This is a genomic window from Nocardia sp. NPDC052112, from assembly GCF_040680135.1.
GTDB lineage: Bacteria > Actinomycetota > Actinomycetes > Mycobacteriales > Mycobacteriaceae > Nocardia.
The window spans coordinates 1-3,187 of the sequence record NZ_JBFAWD010000072.1 but is presented as its reverse complement, the minus strand read 5'-3'; the positions used below and the strand labels follow the sequence as shown (position 1 = coordinate 3,187).

Genomic DNA, 3,187 nt, shown 5'->3' with positions numbered 1-3,187 from the left:
GGTGTCCGCCAGGGCCCCCGCAATGCCTTGGTTGCTGACACTTCCGAAGACTCCGGTCCACACCACCGTCAAATCCAGACTCGGCACGATGAAGACGTTCTGCATGCCGAGTCCGACCATGAAGTACACGTCGGCGGGCTGGAAGCCGGGGGTCTCAGAGCATCCGAGGCCGATCCACAACAGGTAGCCGAAGCACTTGTTCGCTGGTGACGGTTGGCGTGCCATGCGCAGATAGGTCTCGGAGACGAGCTGCCGTGTGCCCCAGCGTCCATTATTGCTCACCAGCAGTCCGAGCTTTGCGAAATCGTTCGGCGGGATCATCAGATGGGCGTAGCCGTAGGTGTGCCCGGCGCGATCGCGCGCCCAATAATAATCACCGCGTTCGATGCCGAGCGGATCGAAGAGCTCACGTTGCGCGAACTGCTGCAACGGCTCGCCGACGGCCAATTCGATGACATACGCGAGCAGATCGACATCGCGCTCGCTGTAGCTGAATGCTGCGCCCGGCGGTTGTCCAACGGCACGCCGAGCGCCTGCACGGCACTGTTCGGATCGAGCGGAATCACCCCGGTGACCCCCTCGGTAAGCAGACCCGCCGCCATGCCGGACGATTCGGTCAGCAGATTCTCGACGGTGATCGACCGATGTTGCGCATCACCGAGTCCGGGCGGCAGATACCGATCGATCGGCGCCGTCAATGGGGAAGGCACCCATGCTCACAGCGTAGCGACCTGACGTACCGGACGCGGCCCCAAGCTTGCTCAGAACTTCGCGCCTTGAATTACGGGCTGTGCACATTTGCCTGGATGTGCGATCTCGCGAGATTGCCGCCGCTGCATGCTCCTTGGGGACGCTCGACCATATGTGCGTTCGGGGTTGTGTAAACGACACGCCGTCAACACTCGTTTGGTTCACGCAAACGGCCGGGCATCGGCCGGGTCCGCCGTATGATCGCTTAGCACTGGAGAAGTGGGAGCCATCATGCGTATGACGGGGCGGATCCGAGTCATCGTCGACGCACGTGCGGTGGTGAGCGTCGCCGCGGCCATCGCTCTTATAGCGACTGGTGGGTGCGCCGGCGATCAAGCGTCACCTGGCGTATCTGCGAATGACCGCCCGTCGGGTCCAAAATGCGCTGAATCGTCAATTGAGCGCAATCTGACTACTGAAGAATTTGCTTCTGCGGTGACCGACTTGGAACACCGAACAGATGTCCCTCCCTTCAGCGGGAGGCCAGACATGACTGTCGAGCAAAATATAATGATCGCTCGCAACGAGGGAACTGCCGACCTTATTTCCGCAACGCCCGCAGGCGGTCAAGGTAACTACGCACGTAGGGTCTGCGACGGCTATCTTGGCGCGTATCCTAATTACCTCCCCAAGGATTCCCTGACAATGCCGACACCATTCTTGCTGTGGATTGGATATGGGCTGTGCAAAGCTGCGCGGAATTACCCCGGACCAGATTCGTTCAAACCTAGCCCGAGTGAGCCTTTCAAGGATCTCTTTGCTGCTGCCCATGAACTCCTGTGTCCACAGCTATGAGGTCAGTCGACACCGCCGCTCGACAAGAGAATCTATCAATCCATCCAGGATCGAATTTATCTAAATACTACGGAGCCCGCTCAGGCACTATACCCACCGGACAATTCGATACCCCTTCAACTTCTCCTTGGTGAGCCCAGTACGGACAGGATCCCCGCCGCTGACGGATACCGTGTAGAATCCCGTGAAATTTCCAGTATCTGAGTAAAACGCAATAGTGTCATGTGCTGGGTTTACCCACGGGTCTGAAATTCTGTACGGGTTGTCCTCGGCGAGGATCTCATACTCATGTGGATACCCGATCGCCGTCTCCCAAGGGCACATATGTTTGCGAGCATCCCAGACCAAGAGTCGATTGCCCTCGAACTTTGCCGTAATGAAGTGGTCTTGGTCCAGCCAGGCAAAGTCGTTTACATCCTTTACCGATGGACAGGTTTCGATGTCCGGCGGGAGAAGCGTGAGATCATGCTTCCAGTTCCAATAGTAGGAGTGCTCCCATGAAGATCCCTTGGTGGTCGTCCATGTATCGACAGCGATAGCTGGGTTAGCGGGCCAAACCTTGATGATCTTGAGGCCGCCGCCGGTGGACTTTTGGTCTGTTGCGTCCTCAAGATAGAACGCTCCGGCGCTGTCAAACCCGATGACGGTATGCGTAATGGCCCGCGTGAAGTCTCCACCCTGTTGGGAGTTCTTCAACAGCAGGGCTGTGACGTCAGTGAAGGTTCCTGCGCTATCGATCCAACCGGCATGTACCTCACGACCGACGTTGATTGAGGCTCCAATCAGTTTCCAATCGGGAGACACATGGTCCCGATCGTGCCAGATCTTTGCAGTCGGATTGCTGAAACTCTTGAAGGCCTTGTAGTTCCCAGTCGCGATATCGAGTACTCCATATTTGATCGAGTGTCGATCCTCGGAGATCGCGGCCGTTAGCAGGCCAGGTGGCGGTGTCGCTGCTTGCTGCACGGTGGATGTGGCGGATGCTGAAGTCCGTGTCGGGACAATGGGCGCGAGAGTCGTTGTCGGAGTGAGCGAGTTTTCTCGGTCGCCTCCCGAGACTGCACATGATACGAAGATGACCACCAGCACCAGAAGCGCGATTCCGCCGACAAGAACAGGGCCACGGTGTTGCTGGACGACGGTGGTAGCGCGCTTGACAACTTTGGTGATGTTCTTCTCGTTGTGGGAGGCGCTGATCGTTACAGGGCCAGCGGCGTTGATTGGCCCTGACACAACGCTGCCGCGTGACACGACGCCTGTGTTGCTCACGGTTGTCGGTTGCGGCGGCACCGGCAGTTGCGCAAGTGCGGCACGCAACTCAGCTTCGAATTCAGGATCGCTCGCCGCGGCGTCGGTCAGTGCCCGCTGAGCCTCAGCCTGCACTTCCGGAGATGGACTACCTGTCGCTTGCGCTTGGCAAACCAGCTCGCGGATCGGAGGAGTTGAGCCTAGCTTTTGGTTCACAACAGCCCAGACCCGATCGACAACGGCGTCAAGAGCCTCGTTGGTGAGGTTATCGACTCGACTACCGACGTGGCGGGCTTTGCTGACGGCGCTCGCCGAAGTTCCCCACCCGTACTCGTAAAAATTCCCCACCCGTGAGCGGTGTCGATTATAGGGGTTCGCGGTTTCCGGTGGTGGC

2 protein-coding genes are annotated in these 3,187 nt (G+C 58.4%); both read right to left on the bottom strand.

Annotated elements, in window-relative coordinates:
- On the bottom strand, positions 1-612 hold a 612-nt coding region (locus AB0L58_RS42940), incomplete at its 3' end, for a serine hydrolase (RefSeq protein ID WP_364397495.1).
- Positions 613-1,632: 1,020 nt separating this feature from the next.
- The coding region (locus AB0L58_RS42935; RefSeq protein ID WP_364397493.1) for a hypothetical protein at positions 1,633-3,187 on the bottom strand (1,555 nt) is incomplete at its 5' end.